At 38.2% G+C, this 1,926-nt stretch carries 2 protein-coding genes and 1 pseudogene; all 3 read left to right on the forward strand.

Going from position 1 to position 1,926, the window contains the following annotated elements; all coding sequences use genetic code 11:
* Positions 1-262: 262 nt before the first annotated feature.
* The gene (locus ACT3RN_RS15315; RefSeq protein WP_192992578.1) at positions 263-667 is read left to right on the forward strand and encodes an Imm41 family immunity protein; all 405 of its coding nucleotides are present in this window, start codon (positions 263-265) and stop codon (positions 665-667) included.
* 172 nt (positions 668-839) lie between these two features.
* A pseudogene (locus ACT3RN_RS15320) lies at positions 840-893 on the forward strand (hypothetical protein); the annotation flags it as partial.
* Positions 894-899: 6 nt separating this feature from the next.
* Positions 900-1,926 (forward strand): hypothetical protein (locus ACT3RN_RS15325; protein ID WP_444518800.1); only part of this gene is annotated, 1,027 nt, incomplete at its 3' end.

Below are 1,926 nucleotides of genomic sequence, written 5' to 3' on the forward strand. Positions count from 1 at the left end.
GTATATTTAAAAAAAATGATAACGTTTTTTCTACTATGATAAGGATACCTTGAATGCAGATGAAAATTACGATTATCCTAAAAATTGTGGTGATAAGGTATGGGGTTTAAATTGAGACATTATATTTTAAATTTAAAAGATATTATAAATAAATATTGCTTTAGTAAAGTTATTTTGTGTTACAAAGAATAGGTTTTAAAAAAGGAAGAACTTGAAGGTTTTAGAAAAATATGATTAACTTGAAAATTTAACTGAAGATAAAATGGTAGATATAGAATATAATGAATGTAATGAAATTTTTTTTGGGATAGACTCTTTTAATTACTTTTTAGAGGAAGAAAATCTTTGGAACGTTGAGAAATACTGGAAGCTGGAGTATTTTCTGATTAAACTATGTGCAAATTTAGAAGATGAGCAGGTATTACACAGAGAGTTAGTAGCAAATCTTTACTATCTAAGTTTTAGTATAAACAACCTTATAAATAGTCATAAAGATACTTCAGATTTTTATGAAATAAAAAATTTCAATGAAGATGAAGCAGATTACTGTCGTGATCGACTGAATTATATTATGAGAATACTCTGGGGACGGATTCCCTTTAACTCTCATGATTATATGATAACCAGTAATCCTCTTATTCAAAAAGAATTGAACTTAAGCAAGTGAGATTTACTATTAAGTATTAACTTATGCTAGATGAAAAATTTTGCACTTAAGATAAGCTAATTAAACTTAAAGAAAAGCTACGATTTTAGACAAATCGTAGCTTTTTTTATGTTCTTACGCCAACAGCCAAGTCAATGTCGGTGGCAATACTACCCTTGATTTTGGTAATGATCTAAACATCAAAGGTGGTTTACTGAATACAGATAAGATTCAAGGCATTATCGGCGGCGACATGACCATCGAATCGCTACAAGACACCGCTACCTATGACAGCGACCAAAAGAACATGGGCTTTAGCGCTGATATTGATATAGCAGGCGGTGGTGCAGGCTCCAGTCTCTCGGTCAATGGTGGTAAGACTAATGTCAATGCAGACTATCAAGCCGTTGGTGAGCAGTCAGGTATCTTTACCGGGGATGGTGGTCTTGACCTTACCACCGAAGGCACAACCAATCTGATTGGCGGAGCGATCACCACGACTGACAAAGCGCTACAAGACGGATTAAACAACTATGTCAGTAAAGGTGGTATTACGACTCAAGACATAGAAAACACCACGAGTTATAAAGGCGATGCGATCTCTGTAGGTTTAAGTGTGGGTAAAGATAAAAACCCTAGCATGAATGGGCTTGGCTACGGCACAGATGGTGATAGTGATAGTAGTATCACTCGTGCAGGTATTACTGGAATAGCAGGCAATAGTGGTATCACGACTGACAACCGTGCTGAGTATGCGGGTGCGCTTGAGAATGTGTTTGATGCCAACCGAGTGAATGAGGAGCTTGGGGCGCAGACGCAGATTACGCAGGATTTTGGTAAAGAAGCTCCTAAAGCAGTGGCTGAGTTCTCACAAAATCAAATTGATGCTATAAAAGCTAATCCTGATTTAAGTATTGATGAAAAACGTGCCGCTATTGTCAAATGGGATGAAGGTGGCGTTTATCGCATTGCTGCTCATACAGCACTTGGTGCATTGGGTACGGGCAGTGTTGAGGGTGCATTATCCACAGGTGGCGTAGCTGCCGCTGCTCCAACGCTTAATAACTTGCAAGATAAGATAGCAGAGTCACTGATTGCAAGCGGTATGAGTGAGAGTATCGCTAAAGGGACGGCAAGCGGTGTGGTGAGTCTTGCGCTACTAGTCGCAGGTAGTGCTTCTGGACTTGATACGTCAAGTACGGTGACGGCGACTAATGTGGATGCTAATAATAGACAGTTGCATCCTGATCAAATTAAACTTTTAAAACTACATGCAGAAG

It is taken from the genome of Psychrobacter sp. AOP5-GZ1-6 (assembly GCF_052376345.1).
Classification (GTDB): Bacteria; Pseudomonadota; Gammaproteobacteria; order Pseudomonadales; family Moraxellaceae; genus Psychrobacter.